Origin of the sequence: Pseudomonas tehranensis, assembly GCF_014268615.1 — a bacterium.
Lineage (GTDB): Bacteria > Pseudomonadota > Gammaproteobacteria > Pseudomonadales > Pseudomonadaceae > Aquipseudomonas > Aquipseudomonas tehranensis.
In genome coordinates this window covers 29,770-50,456 of the sequence record NZ_JABWQV010000016.1, presented here as the reverse complement: position 1 = coordinate 50,456, position 20,687 = coordinate 29,770, and the positions used below count along the sequence as shown (strand labels likewise).

Below are 20,687 nucleotides of genomic sequence, written 5' to 3'. Positions count from 1 at the left end.
GCTTTCGCGAGCAAGCCCGCTCCCACAGGATCTGCGTGTGCTTTAAGTCCCTGGCAACGCCAACTGCGCATTGCCAAAACCAAACGGCGCCAACGCAAACCCCTGTTCATCCACCTGCAACGCCCAGCCCTGCTTGTCCCAATCCCCCAGCACAATGCGTCGGGCGGCGTGTTCGCCCAGTTGCAGTTTGTGGATGGCGGGGCGATGGGTGTGGCCGTGGATCAGGGTCTTCACGCCGTACGCTTGCATGATCCGCGGGATCTCTTCTGGCGTGACGTCGACGATGTCATTGGCTTTCATTCGCGTCTGCGTACGGCTTTCGCTGCGCAGTTTGCGCGCCAGTTTGTGGCGGCTGGCCAATGGCAGGTGACGCAGAATGAACAGCGTGACCGGGTTGCGCAGCCAGCGCCGCAACTTCATGTAGCCTTCGTCGCGGGTGCAGAGGCTGTCGCCGTGCATCAGCAGCACCGGTTCGCCGTTGAACTGCACGACACTGGGGTCCTTGAGCAGGGTGCAGCCGGCCGCTTTGCAGAAGGCCTGCCCGAGCATGAAGTCGCGATTGCCGTGCATCAGGAAAATGGCCGTGCCGCTGTCGCTCAGTTCGCGCAGGGCCTGGCAGATGGAACGCTGGAACGGTGTCATGGCATCGTCGCCGATCCAGGCTTCAAAAAAGTCGCCCAGAATGTACAACGCTTGCGCCGAGCGGGCGCGTGTGGCGATCAAATCCAGAAACGCCCGGGTAATGTCCGGGCGCTCCTCTTCCAGATGCAAATCTGAAATCAGCAGTATCACTCAATGATCTCGGCTTTCTCGATGATCACGTCTTCTGCTGGCACGTCTTGATGGCCGGCCTTGGACGTGGTGGAAACGCCCTTGATCTTGTCGACCACGTCGGTGCCTTCAACCACTTTGCCGAACACCGCATAACCCCAGCCCTGGGTGGTCTTGCTGCTGTGGTTCAGGAAACTGTTGTCGGCCACGTTGATGAAGAACTGCGCGGAAGCCGAATGCGGCTCCATGGTGCGGGCCATGGCGACGCTGTACTTCTCGTTTGCCAGGCCGTTGTCGGCTTCGTTCTGGATGCTTGGGCGCTTGTCTTTCTTTTCTTTCATGCCTGGCTCGAAACCGCCGCCCTGGATCATGAAGTTACCGATGACACGGTGGAAAACGGTGTTTTCGTAGTGGCCGGCCTTGACGTATTCAACGAAGTTGGCAACGGTGATCGGCGCCTTCTCGGCGTTCAGTTGCAGGACGATGTCGCCGTGGTTGGTGGTCAGTTTGACTTGAGTCATGATCGCTACTCTTTCAAGGAATTCGTGGGTTTCGGGGCTTTGCTGCCCGCAACCGGTCTGGCTGTAATCGGCCAGGCTGGGCAGTTTAGCGCGCCGAGCGGGTTTTTCGAGGCGGTTTTTCATCTGACGGTCGATTAAATTCAATCGTTTGCCGGCCTGGCCTGTCAGGTGCTTGACAGCATCGGCTATGATACGGGCTTTGATTTATCAGGCCGCACCCGGCCGCGCACTTGTACGTTCAAGGATCCTATGAGCAAGCCCACTGTCGACCCTACCTCGAATTCCAAGACCGGCCCGGCCGTGCCGGTCAATTTCCTGCGCCCGATCATCCAGGCGGACCTGGATTCGGGTAAGCACACGCAGATCGTCACCCGTTTTCCGCCGGAGCCCAACGGCTACCTGCACATCGGTCACGCCAAGTCGATTTGCGTGAACTTCGGCCTGGCCCAGGAGTTCGGCGGCGTCACGCACTTGCGTTTCGACGACACCAACCCGGCCAAGGAAGACCAGGAATACATCGACGCGATCGAAAGCGACGTCAAGTGGCTGGGTTTTGAATGGGCCGGTGAGGTGCGCTATGCCTCGCAGTATTTCGACCAGTTGCACGACTGGGCGGTGGAGCTGATCAAGGCCGGCAAGGCCTACGTGTGCGACCTGACCCCTGAACAGGCCAAGGAGTACCGTGGCAGCCTGACCGAGCCGGGCAAGAACAGCCCGTTCCGTGATCGCAGCGTCGAGGAGAACCTGGACCTGTTCGCCCGCATGCGCGGCGGCGAATTCCCGGACGGTGCACGGGTGCTGCGCGCCAAGATCGACATGGCCTCGCCGAACATGAACCTGCGCGACCCGATCATGTACCGCATCCGTCACGCCCATCACCATCAGACCGGCGACAAATGGTGCATCTACCCCAACTATGACTTCACCCACGGTCAGTCGGACGCCATCGAAGGCATCACCCACTCGATCTGCACCCTGGAGTTTGAAAGCCATCGTCCTTTGTACGAGTGGTTCCTGGAGCACCTGCCGGTGCCGGCTCAGCCGCGCCAGTACGAATTCAGCCGCCTGAACCTGAACTACACCATCACCAGCAAGCGCAAGCTCAAGCAACTGGTGGATGAAAAGCACGTCAATGGCTGGGACGACCCGCGCATGTCGACGCTGTCGGGCTTCCGTCGTCGTGGCTACACGCCAAAATCGATCCGCAACTTCTGCGAGATGGTCGGCACCAACCGTTCCGACGGCGTGGTGGACTTCGGCATGCTGGAATTCAGCATCCGCGACGACCTGGACCACAGCGCTCCACGCGCCATGTGCGTGCTGCGCCCGTTGAAAGTGGTGATCACCAACTACCCGCAAGACAAAGTCGAAAACCTCGAGCTGCCTTGCCACCCGAAAGAAGACATGGGCGTGCGCGTCCTGCCGTTCGCCCGGGAAATCTACATCGACCGTGAAGACTTCATGGAAGAGCCGCCAAAAGGCTACAAGCGCCTGGAGCCTGCCGGTGAAGTGCGTCTGCGCGGCAGCTACGTGATTCGTGCCGACGAAGCGATCAAGGACGCCGATGGCAACATCGTCGAACTGCATTGCTCCTACGATCCCGAGACCCTGGGCAAGAACCCGGAGGGTCGCAAGGTCAAGGGCGTGATCCACTGGGTGCCGGCCGCTGCCAGCGTCGAGTGCGAAGTGCGCTTGTACGATCGCCTGTTCCGTTCGCCGAACCCTGAAAAGGCCGAGGACAGCGCCAGCTTCCTGGACAACATCAACCCTGACTCCCTGCAAGTACTCACTGGTTGTCGTGCCGAGCCTTCGCTGGGCAACGCACAGCCGGAAGACCGTTTCCAGTTCGAGCGCGAAGGTTACTTCTGCGCGGATATCAAGGACTCGAAACCCGGTGCTCCGGTGTTCAACCGTACCGTGACCTTGCGCGATTCCTGGGGTCAGTGATCAAGTCTTAAGGGAAACCCTGTGCTTACGATCTACAACACGCTCACCAAGAGCAAAGAAGTCTTCAAGCCGCTGGACGGTAACAAAGTCCGCATGTACGTCTGCGGGATGACTGTGTACGACTACTGCCACATCGGCCATGGTCGCAGCATGGTCGCCTTCGACCTGGTGACCCGCTGGTTGCGTTTCAGCGGTTATGACCTGACCTACGTGCGCAACATCACCGACATCGAAGACAAGATCATCAATCGCGCCCGCGAAAATGGCGAGCCGTACGATGCGCTGACCGAACGCATGATCAAGGCCATGCACGAGGACGAGGCGCGCCTCAATATCCTCAAACCGGACCTTGAACCCCGTGCCACGGACTATATCCCTGGCATGCAGGCCATGATCCAGACCCTGATCGACAAGGGCTACGCCTACGCCCCGGGCAATGGCGACGTGTACTACCGCGTCGCCAAGTTCATGGGCTACGGCAAGTTGTCGCGCAAGAAGATCGAAGACCTGCGCATCGGCGCGCGCATCGAAGTTGATGAGTCGAAACAGGACCCGCTGGACTTCGTGCTGTGGAAAGCCGCCAAGCCGGGTGAACCGAGCTGGGAGTCGCCGTGGGGCGCCGGGCGTCCGGGCTGGCACATCGAATGCTCGGTGATGTCGACCTGCTGCCTGGGCGAGACCTTCGACATTCATGGTGGCGGCAGCGATTTGGAGTTCCCGCACCACGAAAACGAAATCGCCCAGAGCGAGGCGGCCACCGGCAAGACCTACGCCAACGCGTGGATGCATTGCGGCATGATCCGGATCAATGGCGAGAAGATGTCCAAGTCCTTGAACAACTTCTTCACCATCCGCGATGTGCTCGACAAGTACCACCCCGAAGTCGTGCGTTATCTGTTGGTGTCGAGCCATTACCGCAGCGCCATCAACTATTCGGAAGATAACCTCAAGGACGCCAAGGGCGCCCTGGAGCGGTTCTACCATGCGTTGAAGGGGCTGCCGAAGGTCCCGGCCGCCGGTGGCGAAGCCTTTGTTGCGCGCTTCACCGAAGTGATGAACGACGACTTCGGCACGCCGGAAGCCTGCGCGGTGCTGTTCGAGATGGTGCGCGAGATCAATCGTCTGCGTGAGAGCGATCTCAATGCGGCGGCGGGCCTGGCAGCGCGTCTGAAAGAACTGGCCGGCGTACTGGGTGTGTTGCAGCTCGAGGCGGATGATTTCCTTCAGGCCGGTGCCGAAGGTCGCGTGGACGCCGCCGAGGTCGAAGCGTTGATCCAGGCACGCCTGACGGCGCGTGCCAACAAGGACTGGGCAGAATCGGACCGCATCCGCGACCAGCTCACCGCCATGGGCGTGGTACTGGAAGACGGCAAGGGCGGGACGACCTGGCGTCTGGCTGACTGAGTCCTTTTAGAACTCGCAATACCCCTGTGGGAGCGGGCTTGCTCGCGAAGGCGGCGTATCAGTCACTGCAATGTTGACTGTGATGCCGCTTTCGCGAGCAAGCCCGCTCCCACTTTTTTTGCATTCCAGGTCTGGCAATCATTGTTTTATGAGCTAGTACTGTCAGGTCGATTTGACATCCTCTGACAGGAATCTTCCATGTTGGCTCATTGGTCTTTGGCGGCAATTCATCTTCTGGCGTTCGCCCTGGGATTCTGGGCGGTGCTTGCCCGTGGCACGGCGTTGCGACGCCTGGCGGGCGGTATGGACGCGGTTCGAAACGTGTTGATGGCGGACAACCTGTGGGGGCTATCGGCGTTGGTCCTGCTGGTGACCGGCGGGATGCGTGCTTTCGGCGGATTTGAAAAAGGCACGGACTATTACCTGCACCAGCCGCTGTTTCACCTGAAGATGACGTTGTTCGTGCTGATCCTGTTGCTTGAAATCGCCCCGATGATCGCCTTGATCAAATGGCGGATGGCACTGGGCAAAGGGCATGCGATCGATCCTTCGAAAGCCGGCCGGTTTGCGCGGATCAGTCACATTGAGGCCTTGCTGCTGGTGCTGATGGTGATCGCAGCCACAGGTATGGCTCGCGGCGTGGGTCTGGGGTGACCGTCACGAATACCGGCTTCATCGCCATTAAAACGAAACGTCTGACAGCCATGCTATGGGTCATATCATTAGTATCGGTTTGACGGGATGAACGAAAAAATCAAAGGCGGGATGGAGCAGGGATGAGGGACGGTCGGCATGAATCTTTAGCCAGCCTTGCGACGATGCATAAGGGCTGGCTACGGACTGCTGCAGGGCTCAGGGCGTTTGCGGCTTGTCAGGGGCAGTAAGGCCCGCCTGAATGCGCTGATAAATCTCTTCGCGATGCACCGCAACGTTTTTCGGAGCGTTGATGCCGATACGGACTTGTTGGCCGCTAACGCCCAGAATGGTGATCGTGATGTCGTCACCAATGTTTATGCTTTCACCGACTTTGCGGGTGAGTATCAGCATGGTGTTCTCCTTGATTGCTTTATAGGGCACCTGATTCAGGCAGTGCAGATGTCGGTACTGCTTATAGATTAGTGCCAAGTGTCACAATGTGGGTGCCTCTTTCTGACGCGCAGACGCAGCATTAATTCCCAGGGTGCGACTATACAGAGACGCCGTGCAGGTTTCTCGTGTTTTGAGCGCTGTTTACGGCGTTATTGACGGGCTTGAGTGTTAAAATCCCCGCTCCATGTCTTCCGGGGTAAAACGTTGTGCGCAAATTGGCTTGGGTAATCGCGGTATTGGCGCTGGCAGGATGCGGTGAAGGGCGTGACGTCGACACACCGAAGCCAAAGGTGGCAGCGACCACCGTGCCGAGCGCTGCCGCTGCGCCGCAGTGGGGCGTCGAGGTCCGGGGCGAAATCCCGCAAGCGGTCAGCGACCTGACCGCGTGGCTCATTGAGCACAGTTTTGTATCGAGTGTGGTGAAGGACAATGGCAAGGACCGGGTTCTGGTCGGGCCTTTCAATTCCAAGGCCGAAGCCGAGGCGAAGCAGGCGCAATTGAACGCCGCCCTGGTTCGAGCGAAAAAGCGCAACATCGAGTCGCTGGTGGTGGATTACCCGACCGCTCAATAAACCGCGCAGAACAGAAAGTCAGCTAAGTCCACAAAACCTGTGGGAGCGAGCCTGCTCGCGATAGCGGTGGATCTGCCAACGTTGTGGTTGACGGACATGCCCCTATCGCGCGCAAGCTAGCTCCCACAGTTGATTTGCGCTGTTCCCAAATGCGAGGTCAACCGCAGGCCTGCAAATTAACCGGGCCCACGAACTCGTTTCCGCGACCCATCACACACGCCACGCTCTGGTTGCGCTGGCGCTCCCAGCTCTGTACCGGGTAGGTCTTGTCCCAGGCTTCATACAGGCGCCGGTCCTGCTTCGAGAGGCGCAGGCCGTATTGTTTACTCATGTAGAAATACGTACGGGCGATCATTCCGCGGATGGAAGGGCGAGGCATGACTTTCTTGGCCTTGAAATCCACCTGGGTCAGGCATGAGCCGTACTGGCCCTTCTGCGCCGGCAGCCAGCCAAAGCTGAAGTTGCTGCGGTCGCCGTTCACCTCCCCGATGCTTGGCACCAGATTATGAAGGTCGGCCTCGGCCCGTTGATAGACCGGGTCGTGGCGGGTGCAATTCTTCCGCCCGCCTTGTTGCCAGCATTGACGCTGATGACCAATCTGCCACGCCGGGACGATATGCTCCCACTCGATACGCGCGGCGCGATTGGCGTTCTTGCGCGGCACATAACCGCAGGCAGCCAGGTTCACGCGATTGCCGGAGTATTTGCAGCCACAGTAGAACTCGGTGGATTGGGGCGCATAGAGCTTCCAGGCGACTTTCTTGGCCTCGCTGAACGTACGGGGCGCATCGGCTTGCGCGCCCATGGCGACCATCACAAGCAATAAAGCTAAACAACGAACACTCATCAGGCTCAATCTTCCTTCGGCACAACCCAGAACACCTGCACACCGCCATCGTCGCGATAGGCGAGGGTGACATTGTCGTTCTCGTCGATTTCTTCCAGCAGGCGCTCCCACTCATCCACTGGCTCCTCGGGCAGCCGGAAGATCAGGGCCGCCTTGGCTTTTTGGGCGGTGGGGGAGTTGATGATTTTCGAGACCCGCAGGCCGAGGCGGGTATAGGAATCTAAGGGGGTAGTTGCAGCGGACGGCGTTGCCACAGGATTATCCTTATTGAGCTGTACGTGCGTACAGTATTTAACCGTAGGCATTTACGCAACTGCTTAAAATTCAAGAAAATCCTCTGACAACGCTTTTTCCGTTTTGGTGTAGGAAAAATTAAGCTAAAGAAGTCGCTCAAGCAGTCGATGGCCTTCGTAGGAATCTTATCCATGGAGTTTTGTTATGTCGTTTTCCGTCGGCTTTCCCAATGCCGCTGCCGTCACCATTGGCGGCCAGTCCGCAGCCACGCTCAAGGCCTTGAGCCAGGCGAGCGCCGAGGCAGCCGATGAGACCCTTGGCCAGACGCAGGCGCCAGGCCAGGTCCGTACGAGCATGAGCCCTGCGTCCGAAGGTAAGACCGAAAAGAGCGGGAGCACCCAGAGCATTGCCGTGCAGGTGTTGCTCAAGCGCATGCAAGAGCTTCAACAGCAGCTCAGAGAACAGCAACAGCAGTTGGCTGCTGCGCAGAAGCAGGTCTACCCGACACCCGAAGCCAAAACCTCGACGGTCATGGCGATACAAGGCCAGATTGCCGACACCAGCGGTGCGTTGCTGGAAGTCACCGGCCATCTGATCACAGAGCTGGCCAAGGGGGCCGATACGGGTGCCCTGGTCGACACGACCGTCTGATTCCACAGCCGTGCGGTGAAATCCGCACGTTGACAAATCCCCGAAGCTTTACCATAGTTCCCTTCACGCAAACGTTTGCGCAGCCTTTGTTGATGCTCGACGACGGCCTGTGGAACGACTTCCCGTGCAACGATTTTGCTCAAAATAATCATAAAATCGGAGTGAACCCATGAAGTTGCCATTCGCTGGACGCCTTCTCGCCGTCGCCATGCTCGCGGCCGCATCCGCTGCGCTGCCTTTCTCTTCGGCATTTGCCCAGACCCCGGAAAAACCCAAGGTTGCCCTGGTCATGAAATCCCTGGCCAACGAGTTCTTCCTGACCATGGAAGATGGTGCCAAGGCTTATCAGAAGGAACACTCCGCCGATTTCGACCTGATCTCCAACGGGATCAAGGATGAAACCGACACCGCCAACCAGATCCGCATTGTCGAGCAGATGATCGTCTCCAAGGTCGATGCCCTCATCATCGCGCCAGCCGATTCCAAGGCCATGGTGCCGGTGATCAAGAAAGCCGTCGACGCCGGCATCACCGTGATCAACATCGACAACCAGCTCGATCCGGCGGTGGTCAAAAGCAAAAACATCACCGTGCCGTTCGTAGGCCCGGACAACCGCAAGGGCGCACGCCTGGTGGGCGAGTACCTGGCCAAGCAGCTCAAGGCCGGTGATGAGGTCGGTATCATCGAAGGCGTGTCCACCACCACCAATGCCCAGGCGCGCACCGCCGGCTTCAAGGACGCCATGGAAGCGGCGCAGATCAAGGTCGTTTCCCTGCAATCGGGCGACTGGGAAATCAACAAGGGCAATCAGGTTGCCGCCTCGATGCTCAGCGAATACCCGAACATCAAGGCACTGCTGGCCGGTAACGACAGCATGGCGGTCGGCGCAGTATCGGCCATTCGCGCTGCGGGCAAGGCGGGCAAGGTACAAGTGGTCGGCTACGACAACATCAACGCCATCAAGCCCATGCTCAAGGACGGTCGCGTCCTGGCGACTGCCGACCAGTTCGCCGCCAAACAGGCTGTTTTCGGCATCGAGACGGCCCTGAAGATCCTCAAGGGCGAAGCCGTCGACAGCGGCACTAACGGCGTTATCGAAACTCCGGTCGAGCTGGTGACCCAGTAGTTTTCCCGGCGACACAACGACGCTCGCCCTTGCTGGCGAGCGTATTGGAGAGTTTTTTATGTCCGTTCGCGACCCGAACGCTGTCCTTTCGGTCAGCGGCATCGGCAAGACCTATGCCCAGCCGGTACTGAGCGACATCGACTTGACGTTGATGCGCGGCGAAGTGCTGGCGCTGACCGGCGAAAATGGCGCCGGTAAGAGCACCCTGTCCAAGATCATCGGCGGGCTGGTGACGCCGACCACCGGGCAGATGCAATTCCAGGGGCAGGATTATCGTCCCGGCAGTCGTACCCAGGCTGAAGAGCTGGGCGTGCGCATGGTGATGCAGGAGCTCAATCTGCTGCCGACACTTTCCGTGGCCGAAAACCTGTTCCTCCACAACCTGCCCAACCGTGGCGGCTGGATCAGTCGCAAGCAACTGCGCAAAGCGGCGGTCGAGGCCATGGCCCAGGTGGGGCTCGATGCGATCGACCCTGACACATTGGTCAGTGAGTTGGGCATCGGTCACCAGCAGATGGTCGAAATCGCCCGCAACCTGATCGGCGATTGCCATGTGCTGATTCTCGACGAGCCGACCGCCATGCTCACCGCTCGTGAGGTGGAGATGCTCTTCGAGCAGATCACTCGTCTGCAGGCGCGAGGCGTGTCGATCATTTATATTTCCCATCGCCTTGAAGAACTGGCTCGGGTGGCCCAGCGCATTGCGGTGCTGCGCGACGGCAACCTGGTCTGCGTCGAACCGATCGCCAACTACAACAGCGAGCAACTGGTGACGCTGATGGTTGGGCGGGAACTGGGCGAGCACATCGACCTGGGGCCGCGCCAGATCGGCGCGCCGGCGTTGACCGTCAACGGCTTGAGCCGTTCGGACAAGGTCCGCGATGTGTCCTTCGAGGTGCGCAGTGGCGAGATATTCGGTATTTCCGGGCTGATCGGGGCAGGGCGCACCGAGCTGCTGCGGCTGATCTTCGGCGCCGATGCGGCCGACAGCGGCACGGTGGCGCTGGGTTCGCCGGCCCGTGTCGTCAGCATTCGCTCGCCGTCCGATGCGGTGGCCCACGGTATCGCGCTGATCACCGAGGACCGCAAGGGCGAAGGCCTGCTGCTGACTCAATCCATCGCCGCCAACATTGCCCTGGGCAACATGCCGGAGATCTCCAGCGCCGGCTTCGTCAATGGCAGCGAGGAGTTCTCGTTGGCGCAGCGCCAGATCGACGCCATGCGAATCCGCAGCTCCAGCCCGACACAGTTGGTGTCCGAACTGTCGGGCGGCAATCAACAGAAGGTCGTGATCGGTCGCTGGCTGGAACGCGATTGCTCGGTGTTGCTGTTCGACGAGCCGACCCGTGGCATCGACGTCGGCGCCAAATTCGATATCTATGCGCTGCTCGGTGAGCTGACGCGCCAGGGTAAAGCGTTGGTTGTGGTGTCCAGCGACCTGCGGGAACTGATGCTGATCTGTGACCGCATCGGCGTGCTGTCCGCCGGCCGCCTGATTGACACTTTCGAGCGCGACAGCTGGACCCAGGATGACTTGCTTGCCGCCGCATTCGCCGGCTACCAGAAACGTGATGCGTTGCTCAACGAAGCAGCGCCTAGGGACTTCTCATGAAAACCGTATCTGCCGTCGGCAAACCGAGTGGCAACTTCTATGGCCTGGGCACCTACCTGGGACTGGCCGGGGCCTTGTTGGCGATGATCGCGTTGTTCTCGGTCCTGAGCAGCCATTTTCTTTCGTATGACACCTTCAGCACCCTGGCCAACCAGATTCCAGACCTGATGGTGCTGGCGGTCGGCATGACCTTCATCCTGATCATCGGCGGTATCGATCTGTCGGTCGGGTCGGTGCTGGCCCTGGCCGCATCGACGGTGAGTGTGGCGGTGCTGGGCTGGGGCTGGAGTGTCTGGCCAGCCGCATTGTTGGGCATGGCCGTGGCGGCCCTGGCCGGCACCGTCACCGGTTCGATTACCGTGGCGTGGCGGATCCCATCGTTCATCGTTTCCCTCGGCGTGCTGGAAATGGCCCGAGGCCTGGCGTACCAGATGACCGGCTCGCGGACGGCCTACATCGGGGATTCCTTCGCCTGGCTGTCCAATCCGATCGCCTTCGGCATTTCACCGTCTTTCATCATTGCCTTGCTGGTGATCTTCATTGCCCAGGCTGTGCTGACCCGCACCGTGTTTGGCCGTTATCTGATCGGTATCGGCACCAATGAAGAAGCCGTGCGACTGGCGGGTATCAATCCAAAACCTTACAAGATCCTGGTGTTCAGCCTGATGGGGTTGCTGGCCGGTCTGGCCGCGCTGTTCCAGATTTCCCGTCTGGAGGCGGCGGATCCGAACGCCGGTTCAGGGCTCGAGTTGCAGGTCATCGCAGCTGTGGTCATCGGCGGCACGAGCCTGATGGGTGGACGCGGTTCGGTCATCAGCACCTTCTTTGGCGTGCTGATCATCTCCGTGTTGGCCGCGGGCCTGGCGCAGATTGGCGCCTCCGAACCGACCAAGCGCATCATTACCGGCGCGGTGATTGTGGTTGCGGTGGTGCTCGACACTTACCGCAGCCAGCGCGCCAGCCGGCGGGCCTGAACCATGGCGACGATCAAGGATGTGGCGGCGCTCGCGGGAATTTCCTACACCACCGTGTCTCACGTAGTGAACAAGACGCGGCCGGTCAGCGAAGAGGTGCGGCTCAAGGTTGAGGCGGCCATCGAGCGGCTCGATTATGTGCCCAGCGCGGTGGCCCGGTCGCTGAAAGCCAAGACCACGGCGACCATCGGTTTGCTGGTGCCCAACAGCCTCAATCCCTACTTTGCCGAACTGGCCCGGGGGATCGAGGATTACTGTGAGCGCAACGGCTATTGCGTGATCCTGTGCAATTCCGATGACAACCCGGACAAGCAGCGCAGTTATCTGCGGGTGCTGCTGGAAAAGCGCATCGACGGCCTGATCGTCGCTTCCGCCGGCGGCGACGTCGGTCTCGCTCAGGGGCTGACCAACGTGCGTACGCCCATGGTCATCGTCGACCGTGGGCTGGACGGCGTCGACGCGGACCTGGTGCGCATCGACCATGAACACGGTGCATACCTGGCCACCCGGCACCTGCTGGAGCTTGGCCACCGTGATATCGCTATTATCGGCGGCCCGGCGGACACCAGCGTGGCGCAAATGCGTTTGGCCGGTTACTGCCGCGCCCTGAAAGAAGCCGGGATCGAACTGCCCGTCGAGCGCATGCTCGAAAGCGATTTCACCAGCACCGGTGGTTATCAGGCGGCGGCCAGGCTGCTCGAACAACAGCCACCCAGTGCGATTTTTGCGGCCAACGACATGATCGGCATCGGTGTGTTGCGCGCCGCTGCCGAGCGCAATGTGCGCGTGCCCAGTGAACTGTCGGTCATTGGTTTCGATGACATTCAGATGAGCCGTTATGTCTATCCGGCGCTGACCACGGTGGGGCAGTCGATCCTGCAGCTTGGTGAGATGGCCGCTGAAGTGCTGTTGCGGCGGATCGCAACGCCGGGGCTTGCCACCGATCAGCGCATCGTGACGCCCAGCATTGTCTTGCGAGAGTCGACTGCACCGCTGTCAGGTACATTCGCCCAATACCGCTGAACCGAATTGATGAGTGAAGATGTATGCCAGCAAAAGTAGTGGTAATAGGCAGCCTGAACATGGACCTGGTGACCCGGGCACCGCGTCTGCCCAAGGGCGGTGAAACGCTGATGGGGCAATCGTTCTGCACCATCCCGGGAGGGAAGGGGGCCAATCAGGCCGTGGCTGCAGCGCGCCTGGGAGCGAAGGTGTCCATGGTCGGTTGCGTGGGCAGTGACGCCTACGGTCAGCAATTGCGCGGGGCGCTGCTGGCCGAGGGCATCGACTGCCAGTCGGTCAGTGTCGTGGACGGCTCCAGCGGCGTCGCGCTGATCGTGGTCGACGACAACAGTCAGAATGCGATCGTTATCGTCCCCGGTGCCAACGGCGCGCTGGGTCCTGATGTTCTGGATCGCTTCGATGAGGTGCTGCGCAGCGCCGATGTCGTTATCTGCCAGCTTGAGGTGCCGGACGCGACCGTCGGGCATGCACTCAAGCGGGGCCGGGAACTGGGCAAGACCGTCATTCTGAACCCCGCGCCGGCCTCCCGGCCCTTGCCGGCCGATTGGTACGCCTGTATCGACTATCTGATTCCCAATGAGAGCGAAGCCGCCGTGCTGAGCGGCGTGACGGTGGACTCTCTGGAAACCGCCGAAGCGGCCGCGACGCAATTGCTCGCCGCCGGTGCCGGCAAGGTGATCGTCACCCTGGGCGCCCAGGGACTGATGTTCGCCAATGGCGCGAGTTTTCAACACTTCCCGGCGCCACAGGTCAAGGCGGTGGACACCACGGCAGCCGGAGACACCTTTGTCGGCGGCTTCGCGGCAGCGTTGGCTGACGGCAAAAGCGAGGCCGAGGCGATTCGTTTTGGTCAGGTCGCCGCCGCGTTATCGGTCACCCGCGCGGGGGCGCAGCCCTCCATTCCCACCTTGCTGGAAGTACAGGCTTTCAAATCATGAAAAAGACGCCGTTGTTGAATATCGCGCTGTCGCGACTGATCGCTTCCCTTGGCCATGGCGACAAGGTGGTCATCGGTGATGCGGGGTTGCCGGTGCCTCCACAGGTCGAGTTGATCGACCTGGCCCTGACCCACGGCATTCCGGATTTTGTCAGCACCCTGAAAGTGCTGCTCAGCGAAATGCAGGTGGAGAGCCACGTACTGGCGGAAGAAATTTTCGATAAACAACCTGCGGCCCTGGCGACACTGGAGGCACTGCATGCCGATGGCGCGCTGGGGGCGCGGGAGCTGGTCAGCCATGAACAATTCAAGGCGGTCAGCCGGCAAGCTCGGGCGATTATTCGCACGGGAGAATGCTCCCCGTATTGCAACATCGTGTTGATTGCCGGAGTAACGTTCTAACCTTCTCAACCCTGCACAAGGAATGCGCCATGCACCGCTATGCTCAGAAAATGCGTCAACTGTTCCGGAGTCTGCTGCTTTTGTCACTGATCACTGCTACGAGCGCCCAGGCGGCGGAAAAAATCGACCTGATCATCGACACTGATCCGGGGGCCGACGATGTGGTTGCCCTGTTGTTTGCCCTGGCTTCCCCCGAAGAACTGAATATCCGTGCGCTGACCACCGTCGCTGGCAACGTGCGTCTGGACAAGACATCGCGCAACGCTCGCCTGGCCCGGGAATGGGCGGGGCGCGAAGACGTGCCGGTGTATGCCGGTGCGCCGAAGCCGATGATGCGCACGCCCATCTACGCGGAAAACATCCATGGCAAGGAAGGCCTGTCGGGTGTCGAGGTGTATGAGCCGAAGAAAGGGTTGGCCAAGGGCAACGCCGTCAACTACCTGATCGACACCCTCAAGGCGGCCAAGCCCCACAGCATCACCCTTGCCATGCTTGGCCCGCAGACCAACCTGGCCCTGGCGCTGATCCAGGAACCCGAGATTGTCCAGGGTATCAAGGAAGTGGTGATCATGGGCGGTGCGCACTTCAATGGCGGCAACATCACCCCGGTGGCCGAGTTCAACCTGTACGCGGATCCACAGGCCGCAGAAGTGGTGCTCAAGAGCGGTGTGAAACTCACTTACCTGCCGCTGGACGTGACCCACAAGATCCTCACCAGCGAAGCACGGCTGAAGCAGATCGCTGCCGTGAACAACAAGGCCAGCAAGATCGTCGGCGACATTCTCAACGAATACGTCAAAGGTGATATGGAGCACTACGGCATGACGGGCGGGCCGGTGCACGACGCGACGGTGGTTGCCTACCTGCTCAAGCCAGAGTTGTTTACCGGGCGTTCAGTCAACGTCGTGGTGGACAGCCGGGAAGGGCCGACCTTTGGCCAGACCATCGTTGATTGGTACGACGGCCTGAAGGCACCCAAAAATGCCTACTGGGTGCAGGATGGCGACGCTCAGGGCTTTTTTGACCTGCTGACCGAGCGCCTGGCGCGTTTGAAGTAACCCGTCTTGCCACACACCCGCAGGCCAAGGCCTGCGGGTGTGCTTCAATCCACTGCTTCAATGCTGCTGGGGTATCGTTCGAACGCTTGCTGGATAAAGTTCAGGGCGGCCTTCGTTCCCAGTTCCTTCACCAACAGTTCTATACCGATGATTGCCAGTTCTTCGGGGCTGCCAGGGCTGTAGGAGCTGTGGCCCTCCGACCATTTGGCATTGATGGTGGCTTCGATGCTGACGGTGCTCATGGTCGGGCTCGCGAGTTGGAAGGTCTGTAGGTTGAGTTAACCATTTTTGCTTGGGGTTTTGCACTGCGACTTAGGCATCAGGGAAGGGCTGTGCGACACTTGCTTTTTGACTTTCTGAAGAGGCCCCCGCCGTGCAGATCGATTTGAACGCTCCTGACGGGTTGACCCTCGACGCGGTTCGTCAGTTGCTGGCTTCGGCCAGTGATGACGAGCACACCCAGCTGCGCGTGACCAAGGGTGGTATCGCCTATTTGTCTTCGGGCGTGGTGGGCGGTGTGGACATCGACGGGCTATCGTTTCGGCTGGAAACGTGGGCGAAAGGTTCAGGCTACGTCGGACGGGTCGCCGCCAGCGACGAGGTCTGGGTCACGCAAATCTACAATGCGTTGAAAGACAACTGGCCGAATCCACCCTTTGACTACATCGATGTTTACTGAGCACCATTCATATTCAGTCACGATTCACCCCTGAAGCGGGATGTCGGCTCAGGCAAACTGCCTGTTTTCCTGATGAGGGCACCATGATAGCCCTTGGCTTGAAACCAAGCTTCGTTTGGGCTGTCGCACGCTCTCTGTTTAATCATCAACAAAAGGAGGCTTCATGCCTTGGAAGCTCGCGTCATTGGGTACTTTGCTGGCCGTCACGCTCTTGAGCGGATGCAGCAGCACCTCTGAATCGACCCCTGATCCGGTGGCAACAGAAACTGGCTACAGCCGCTGCGAAGCAAAAGGTGCCGAGTTTGCCATTGGCAAGAAGGCCACGCCGCAACTGCTGGAACAAGCCCGCACCCGTGCCGGTGCGCAGAATGCGCGGATTCTCAAGCCCAACGACATGGTGACGCTTGAGTACCGCTCGGATCGCCTGAATCTCAATACGGATGCCAATCTGGTCATCAATCGGGTGAACTGCGGCTGATTGAGTTTTCAATCGCCCATAAAAAACCCCGTCACATGGACGGGGTTTTTTGTGCTCGCCGAGTAATTACTCTGGGCGAACCTGTGCAGCTTGCATACCCTTTTGGCCTTTCTCAGCCACGAAGGAAACGGTCTGGCCTTCTTTCAGGCTTTTGAAACCGTCGCTTTCGATAGCTTTGAAGTGTACGAACAGGTCGTCACCGCCACCTGTAGGAGTGATGAAGCCGAAGCCTTTTTCATCGTTGAACCATTTAACGGTGCCGGTTTGGCGATTAGACATGGTGTATCTCCAAGAAACATATATTTTCAGTGTACTGTGCTGCTCAGGCCAACTGGGCACACCGGGGTATCATAGTCGAAATGTTCGATTTGGGAGCCCCCCGCAGGCGCTGTTTGCCAATCAGTCGCGTTTTCTTTACCGCCTGACCCGGCTGAAAGGCCCGGTTTTAAAGGCTTTCAGCCGAACGTAAAGACGATAAAAAAAGCTGTAAAACCTGAATAAATCGGTCAAAAAAGCCCGAAATCAGCGTTTTTTATCGATGCACGACTCCGTGCAAAGACCCAAATTCTTACTTTTTAGCCTTGCTATCGGGCTTGCATTTTGCAATCTGCCCCAGTGCTTTTTGCTGCAGATCCGGGGTGGCCTGGTTGTCCATCAGGGCCTGAATGTCCTTGGCCGGGTAGGACTTGATCGCATCGGCGCCACAGGCGCAATGGGATTTGGCCGCTGCCGCGCCGATCTGTGGCGTGGCCGCCTCGGTGCACTGGGCCATGTATTTTTCACGCTCGCCCTTGGGCCAATCGGCGTGAGCGGTCAGCGGAAGCAGCAGGGCGAGGGGGGCGACTACTGCAAATAATGTGTTCAGACGCATGCGAAGATGCTCCTTTCGGGTCAATGTCTTGTTATCTGAGGCGTAGCGGGCGGTACAGTTCAGCACTCTGGCATAAAAACCGTGGATTTACGTTCGCTTCAATCCGGGCGCGGCGATGACCGTTCATCTGTGCTAGCATGCCGGGCTCGGGTATTTTCAGGCTTCGGAGGACCACAGGTCCCGGCGGCGGCAAATGTTCGATTAACCCTGATTTGAATCCCAGTCACTCTGGTTCGGTTTTCCCGGTTGGCCGCAAGGCTCCTGCCGCTGTAAGGCAGGCGTTCGTCATTGAATGGCCTGGACTGGATCTTGTACTGGCTCATCCCAACCCACGTGACCTTTGGTAGGGGTCACCACTAGGAGAGGAGGCGCCATGCCAACTATTACTCTTCCCGACGGCAGTCAACGTTCATTCGATCATCCGGTCTCCGTGGCCGAGGTCGCCGCATCCATTGGCGCGGGTCTGGCCAAGGCCACCCTGGCTGGCAAGGTCAACGGCAAACTGGTCGATGCCAGCGACGTCATCGATAGCGACGCCACGCTGCAAATCATCACGCCCAAGGATGAAGAGGGGCTGGAGATCATTCGCCACTCTTGCGCGCACCTGGTAGGCCATGCGGTCAAGCAGCTGTATCCGAGCGCCAAGATGGTCATCGGGCCGGTCATCGACGAAGGCTTCTATTACGACATCGCCTTTGAGCGTCCTTTCACGCCGGAAGACATGGCGGCCATCGAACAGCGCATGCAGCAGCTGATCGAGAAAGATTACGACGTCATCAAGAAAGTAACCCCGCGTGCCGAAGTCATCGAAGTGTTCAAGGCGCGTGGCGAGGATTACAAGCTGCGTCTGGTGGAAGACATGCCGGACGAGCAGGCCATGGGCCTGTACTACCACGAAGAATACGTCGACATGTGCCGTGGCCCGCACGTGCCGAACACGCGTTTCCTGAAATCCTTCAAGCTGACCAAGTTGTCCGGCGCCTACTGGCGTGGCGATGCTAAGAACGAGCAGTTGCAGCGCGTCTACGGCACTGCCTGGGCCGACAAGAAGCAACTGGCGGCTTACATCCAGCGTATCGAGGAAGCCGAGAAGCGCGATCACCGCAAGATCGGCAAGCGCCTGGGCCTGTTCCACACCCAGGAAGAATCCCCGGGCATGGTGTTCTGGCACCCGAACGGCTGGACCCTGTACCAGGTGCTCGAGCAGTACATGCGCCAGGTCCAGCGTGAAAACGGCTACCTGGAGATCAAGACGCCGCAAGTGGTTGACCGTAGCCTGTGGGAGAAATCCGGGCACTGGGCCAACTACGCCGACAACATGTTCACTACCCAGTCGGAAAACCGCGACTACGCCATCAAGCCGATGAACTGCCCTTGCCACGTGCAGGTGTTCAACCAAGGCCTGAAAAGCTACCGCGAGCTGCCGATGCGCCTGGCCGAGTTCGGTGCCTGCCACCGTAACGAGCCATCGGGTGCGCTGCACGGCATCATGCGCGTGCGTGCCTTCACCCAGGACGATGCGCATATCTTCTGCACCGAAGAGCAGATGCAGGCCGAATCCGCTGCCTTCATCAAGCTGACCATGGACGTTTACCGGGACTTCGGCTTTACCGAAGTCGAGATGAAGCTGTCCACTCGTCCGGAAAAACGCGTCGGTTCCGATGAGTTGTGGGATCGCGCCGAAGCAGCCCTGGCCGCCGCACTCGATAGCGCGGGCCTTGCGTACGATCTGCAACCGGGCGAAGGGGCTTTCTACGGGCCGAAGATCGAGTTCTCGCTGAAAGATTGCCTCGGCCGTGTATGGCAGTGTGGTACCCTGCAGCTCGATTTTAACCTGCCGATCCGTCTGGGCGCCGAATACGTGTCCGAAGACAACAGTCGCAAGCACCCGGTCATGCTTCACCGCGCGATCCTCGGTTCCTTCGAGCGTTTCGTCGGGATTCTGATCGAACACTACGAGGGTGCGTTCCCTGCGTGGCTGGCGCCGACCCAGGCAGTGATCATGAATATCACTGATAAACAGGCAGATTTTGCCGCCGAAGTCGAAAAAACTCTCAACCAAAGCGGATTTCGTGCCAAGTCCGACTTGAGAAATGAAAAGATCGGCTTTAAAATCCGCGAGCATACTTTGCTCAAGGTTCCCTTTCTCTTGGTTATTGGAGATCGGGAGGTCGAGATGCAGACTGTCGCTGTGCGTACTCGTGAAGGTGCTGACCTGGGCTCGATGCCCGTCGCCGAATTCGCTGAGTTCCTCGCGCAAGCGGTTTCCCGGCGTGGTCGCCCAGATTTGGAGTAATTATTATTAAGCGTGAAATGAGACAAGATAAACGAGCTGCACCGAAAGCCCCGATCAACGAGAATATCTCGGCACGCGAGGTTCGGTTAATTGGCGCTGACGGCGAGCAGATTGGCATCGTCTCGATTGATGAAGCGCTTCGTATTGCTGAAGAAGCCAAGCTTGATCTGGTAGAAATTTCCGCAGACGCAGTCCCGCCGGTTTGCCGGGTGATGGACTACGGCAAGTCGATCTTCGAAAAGAAGAAGCAGATTGCCGCGGCGAAGAAAAACCAGAAGCAGATTCAGGTAAAAGAAATCAAGTTTCGTCCAGGGACGGAGGAAGGGGATTACCAGGTAAAACTGCGCAACCTGGTACGTTTCCTGAGTGACGGGGACAGGGCCAAGGTATCCTTGCGATTCCGCGGCCGTGAGATGGCCCACCAGGAGCTGGGGATGGAACTCCTCAAGCGGGTTGAACAAGACCTGCTCGAGTACGGTTCGGTCGAACAGCATCCTAAGATGGAAGGACGCCAGCTGATCATGGTCATCGCCCCGAAAAAGAAGAAGTAATCAACAGGGCACGGCAGGCCTTGCGATTATGTTTATCAACTGAATGCGGAGTATCCGAACATGCCAAAGATGAAAACTAAAAGTGGTGCTGCTAAGCGGTTTCTGAAAACTGCTAACGGTATCAAGCACAAGCACGCTTTCAAGAGCCACATCCTGACCAAAATGTCGACCAAGCGTAAGCGTCAACTGCGCGGTAGCAGCTTGCTGCATCCGTCTGACGTGGCAAAAGTCGAGCGCATGCTGCGCCTTCGTTAATTTTTGGATCAAGAATAGAGGAAGTAACTCATGGCTCGTGTAAAGCGTGGCGTCATTGCCCGTAAGCGTCACAAAAAAATTCTGAAACTTGCTAAAGGCTACTACGGCGCGCGTTCCCGCGTATTCCGTGTTGCCAAGCAAGCGGTAATCAAGGCAGGCCAATACGCCTACCGTGACCGTCGTCAGAAAAAACGTCAGTTCCGCGCTCTGTGGATCGCTCGTATCAACGCTGGTGCTCGTGTTAACGGTCTGTCCTACAGCCGTTTCATTGCCGGCCTGAAAAAAGCGTCCATCGAGATCGACCGTAAGGTTCTGGCTGATCTGGCAGTGAACGAAAAAGCGGCGTTTGCTGCGATTGTCGAGAAAGCTAAAGCCACCTTGGCTTAAGT

The 20,687-nt window shown here is 59.0% G+C and carries 26 protein-coding genes; 18 read left to right on the top strand and 8 right to left on the bottom strand.

Translation table 11 applies throughout. The annotated features are described in order from the left end of the window. Window positions 1–42: 42 nt before the first annotated feature. Together lpxH and HU811_RS05755 are read right to left on the bottom strand one after the other, a co-directional pair. Entirely contained in the window at window positions 43–792 is a 750-nt protein-coding gene (gene lpxH, locus HU811_RS05760; protein ID WP_186654577.1) for a UDP-2,3-diacylglucosamine diphosphatase, read from the bottom strand. After that, window positions 789–1,292 carry a peptidylprolyl isomerase gene (locus HU811_RS05755; RefSeq protein ID WP_186654581.1) on the bottom strand — a complete coding sequence of 168 codons (504 nt, stop codon included), beginning with the start codon at window positions 1,290–1,292 and terminating at the stop codon, window positions 789–791. The genes lpxH and HU811_RS05755 overlap by 4 nt, the downstream gene beginning before the upstream one ends. A 249-nt stretch (window positions 1,293–1,541) precedes the next feature. On the opposite strand from HU811_RS05755, the gene HU811_RS05750 reads away from it, so the two are divergent. From HU811_RS05750 to HU811_RS05740, 3 genes are all read left to right on the top strand, one after another. Then, window positions 1,542–3,239 carry a glutamine--tRNA ligase/YqeY domain fusion protein gene (locus tag HU811_RS05750; RefSeq protein WP_076385540.1) on the top strand — a complete coding sequence of 566 codons (1,698 nt, stop codon included), beginning with the start codon at window positions 1,542–1,544 and terminating at the stop codon, window positions 3,237–3,239. Window positions 3,240–3,260: 21 nt separating this feature from the next. Beyond that, window positions 3,261–4,643: a cysteine--tRNA ligase gene (cysS, locus tag HU811_RS05745; protein WP_092403178.1), complete on the top strand. Its 1,383-nt coding sequence runs from the start codon at window positions 3,261–3,263 to the stop codon at window positions 4,641–4,643. A gap of 198 nt (window positions 4,644–4,841) precedes the next feature. Next, complete coding sequence (locus tag HU811_RS05740; RefSeq protein ID WP_186654575.1) at window positions 4,842–5,297, top strand: DUF2214 family protein; 456 nt, start codon at window positions 4,842–4,844, stop codon at window positions 5,295–5,297. Between the two features lie 198 nt (window positions 5,298–5,495). Here the strand turns inward: HU811_RS05740 and csrA are convergent, their stop codons facing one another. Continuing rightward, on the bottom strand, window positions 5,496–5,690 hold the full coding sequence (gene csrA / locus HU811_RS05735; RefSeq protein ID WP_003179932.1) for a carbon storage regulator CsrA: 195 nt from the start codon (window positions 5,688–5,690) through the stop codon (window positions 5,496–5,498). 248 nt (window positions 5,691–5,938) lie between these two features. Here csrA and HU811_RS05730 point away from each other — a divergent pair, with 248 nt between their 5' ends. Next, entirely contained in the window at window positions 5,939–6,304 is a 366-nt protein-coding gene (locus HU811_RS05730; RefSeq protein WP_186654573.1) for an SPOR domain-containing protein, read from the top strand. A gap of 157 nt (window positions 6,305–6,461) precedes the next feature. Here the strand turns inward: HU811_RS05730 and HU811_RS05725 are convergent, their stop codons facing one another. After that, a complete protein-coding gene (locus tag HU811_RS05725) occupies window positions 6,462–7,151 on the bottom strand; it encodes an endonuclease (RefSeq protein ID WP_186654570.1) in 690 nt (229 codons plus the stop codon). Between the two features lie 5 nt (window positions 7,152–7,156). Continuing rightward, entirely contained in the window at window positions 7,157–7,456 is a 300-nt protein-coding gene (locus HU811_RS05720; RefSeq protein WP_076385536.1) for a DUF1654 domain-containing protein, read from the bottom strand. 133 nt (window positions 7,457–7,589) lie between these two features. Between HU811_RS05720 and HU811_RS05715 the strand changes: the two genes are divergently transcribed. From HU811_RS05715 to HU811_RS05680, 8 genes are all read left to right on the top strand, one after another. After that, window positions 7,590–8,036 (top strand): hypothetical protein, encoded by a 447-nt coding sequence (locus HU811_RS05715; protein ID WP_186654568.1) that lies wholly within the window; start codon window positions 7,590–7,592, stop codon window positions 8,034–8,036. 169 nt (window positions 8,037–8,205) lie between these two features. Continuing rightward, window positions 8,206–9,162, top strand: a complete 957-nt coding sequence (locus HU811_RS05710) for a sugar ABC transporter substrate-binding protein (RefSeq protein WP_092399316.1) — start codon at window positions 8,206–8,208, stop codon at window positions 9,160–9,162. Window positions 9,163–9,220: 58 nt separating this feature from the next. After that, window positions 9,221–10,774, top strand: a complete 1,554-nt coding sequence (locus HU811_RS05705; RefSeq protein ID WP_186654566.1) for a sugar ABC transporter ATP-binding protein — start codon at window positions 9,221–9,223, stop codon at window positions 10,772–10,774. Beyond that, the gene (locus HU811_RS05700) at window positions 10,771–11,748 is read left to right on the top strand and encodes an ABC transporter permease (protein WP_092455090.1); all 978 of its coding nucleotides are present in this window, start codon (window positions 10,771–10,773) and stop codon (window positions 11,746–11,748) included. The genes HU811_RS05705 and HU811_RS05700 overlap by 4 nt, the downstream gene beginning before the upstream one ends. Window positions 11,749–11,751: 3 nt before the next feature. After that, window positions 11,752–12,771, top strand: a complete 1,020-nt coding sequence (locus HU811_RS05695) for a LacI family DNA-binding transcriptional regulator (protein ID WP_092455092.1) — start codon at window positions 11,752–11,754, stop codon at window positions 12,769–12,771. Between the two features lie 23 nt (window positions 12,772–12,794). Beyond that, window positions 12,795–13,709, top strand: coding sequence for a ribokinase (rbsK, locus tag HU811_RS05690; protein ID WP_092399308.1), 915 nt, complete (start codon window positions 12,795–12,797; stop codon window positions 13,707–13,709). After that, window positions 13,706–14,110: a D-ribose pyranase gene (rbsD, locus tag HU811_RS05685; protein ID WP_092399306.1), complete on the top strand. Its 405-nt coding sequence runs from the start codon at window positions 13,706–13,708 to the stop codon at window positions 14,108–14,110. Before rbsK ends, rbsD begins: the two co-directional genes overlap by 4 nt. Before the next feature lie 29 nt (window positions 14,111–14,139). Continuing rightward, the gene (locus HU811_RS05680; RefSeq protein ID WP_186654564.1) at window positions 14,140–15,168 is read left to right on the top strand and encodes a nucleoside hydrolase; all 1,029 of its coding nucleotides are present in this window, start codon (window positions 14,140–14,142) and stop codon (window positions 15,166–15,168) included. A gap of 44 nt (window positions 15,169–15,212) precedes the next feature. On the opposite strand, the gene HU811_RS05675 is transcribed toward HU811_RS05680, so the two are convergent. Then, window positions 15,213–15,410, bottom strand: coding sequence for a hypothetical protein (locus HU811_RS05675; protein WP_047229327.1), 198 nt, complete (start codon window positions 15,408–15,410; stop codon window positions 15,213–15,215). Window positions 15,411–15,541: 131 nt separating this feature from the next. Between HU811_RS05675 and HU811_RS05670 the strand changes: the two genes are divergently transcribed. Beyond that, on the top strand, window positions 15,542–15,847 hold the full coding sequence (locus HU811_RS05670) for a hypothetical protein (protein WP_186654563.1): 306 nt from the start codon (window positions 15,542–15,544) through the stop codon (window positions 15,845–15,847). Between the two features lie 163 nt (window positions 15,848–16,010). Beyond that, window positions 16,011–16,325: an I78 family peptidase inhibitor gene (locus HU811_RS05665; RefSeq protein ID WP_092399300.1), complete on the top strand. Its 315-nt coding sequence runs from the start codon at window positions 16,011–16,013 to the stop codon at window positions 16,323–16,325. A 66-nt stretch (window positions 16,326–16,391) separates the two neighbouring features. Here the strand turns inward: HU811_RS05665 and HU811_RS05660 are convergent, their stop codons facing one another. Together HU811_RS05660 and HU811_RS05655 are read right to left on the bottom strand one after the other, a co-directional pair. Further along, complete coding sequence (locus HU811_RS05660) at window positions 16,392–16,604, bottom strand: cold-shock protein (RefSeq protein WP_047229330.1); 213 nt, start codon at window positions 16,602–16,604, stop codon at window positions 16,392–16,394. Window positions 16,605–16,893: 289 nt separating this feature from the next. After that, window positions 16,894–17,196 carry a hypothetical protein gene (locus tag HU811_RS05655; protein WP_186654562.1) on the bottom strand — a complete coding sequence of 101 codons (303 nt, stop codon included), beginning with the start codon at window positions 17,194–17,196 and terminating at the stop codon, window positions 16,894–16,896. A gap of 373 nt (window positions 17,197–17,569) precedes the next feature. Between HU811_RS05655 and thrS the strand changes: the two genes are divergently transcribed. Genes thrS through rplT form a run of 4 tightly spaced genes read left to right on the top strand, consistent with a single transcriptional unit; the run spans window position 17,570 to window position 20,685 of the window. Further along, window positions 17,570–19,492 (top strand): threonine--tRNA ligase, encoded by a 1,923-nt coding sequence (gene thrS, locus HU811_RS05650; protein ID WP_003203626.1) that lies wholly within the window; start codon window positions 17,570–17,572, stop codon window positions 19,490–19,492. Further along, complete coding sequence (gene infC, locus HU811_RS05645) at window positions 19,492–20,043, top strand: translation initiation factor IF-3 (protein WP_169432615.1); 552 nt, start codon at window positions 19,492–19,494, stop codon at window positions 20,041–20,043. Before thrS ends, infC begins: the two co-directional genes overlap by 1 nt. A gap of 60 nt (window positions 20,044–20,103) precedes the next feature. Then, entirely contained in the window at window positions 20,104–20,298 is a 195-nt protein-coding gene (gene rpmI / locus HU811_RS05640; RefSeq protein WP_002553160.1) for a 50S ribosomal protein L35, read from the top strand. A 30-nt stretch (window positions 20,299–20,328) separates the two neighbouring features. Further along, entirely contained in the window at window positions 20,329–20,685 is a 357-nt protein-coding gene (gene rplT / locus HU811_RS05635) for a 50S ribosomal protein L20 (protein WP_002553161.1), read from the top strand. The last annotated feature ends 2 nt before the right edge of the window (window positions 20,686–20,687 follow it).